The 928-nt window shown below is 38.8% G+C and carries 1 pseudogene; it reads left to right on the forward strand.

Annotation, left to right across the window (positions count from 1 at the left end):
* Window positions 1-145 precede the first annotated feature (145 nt).
* Window positions 146-928: pseudogene (gene rpoB / locus ACS8FD_RS17750) on the forward strand (DNA-directed RNA polymerase subunit beta); the annotation flags it as partial.

Below are 928 nucleotides of genomic sequence, written 5' to 3' on the forward strand. Positions count from 1 at the left end.
TATTCTGTTAGAAGCGTCAATCTATATAGAACAGTTTTAGTAAGAATTTTTATTTTATTATCGTTTACGTCGCTAAATCTGCATAATATTTATGCAAGTTGGCCACGCTTTTCATTTGTTTTCACGTCTACTGTAAGGACTCTCGATGGCATATTCTTATACTGAAAAAAAAGCGTATTCGCAAAAGTTTTGCTGAATTGCCCACTGTGATGGACATTCCATACTTATTGTCTATCCAAGTAGATTCTTACGAGCAATTTTTGCAAGAGCATAAAAAGCCAAAAGCTCGTGAGAATACTGGTTTGCAAGCTGCGTATTCCTCTATTTTCCCAATTGAGAGTCACTCTGGCAACGCAGAGCTACAATTTGTTGAGTACTATTTAGGCACGCCTGAATTTGATGAGCGTGAGTGTATCTTACGTGGTTCAACGTTTGCTGCACCGATGCGTGTCAAAATTCGTTTGATCATCAAAGACAAAGACAGCAAAGATAAAGACAGCAAAGCGGCTATCAAAGATATTCGTGAGCAAAGTGTCTATATGGGTGAAATGCCTTTAATGACAGACAATGGTACTTTCATCATCAACGGTACTGAACGAGTTATCGTCTCTCAATTACATCGTTCACCTGGTGTATTCTTTGACCATGATAAAGGTAAGTCGCATTCAAGTGGTAAAGTGCTTTATAACGCTCGTATCATTCCTTACCGTGGTTCATGGCTTGACTTCGAATTTGATGCCAAAGACTTAGTCTTTGCACGTATTGATCGCCGTCGTAAACTACTTGCTTCTATTATCCTACGTGCTTTGGGTTTGAGTACTTCTGAGATTTTAGATTTGTTCTTTGATAAAGTCGCGGTTTATAAAGGCGATGAGCAATTTGAGATTGATTTGGTTGCTGATCGTTTACGCGGTGAAATGGCACAGTT

Source organism: Psychrobacter sp. 1U2 (genome assembly GCF_051847575.1).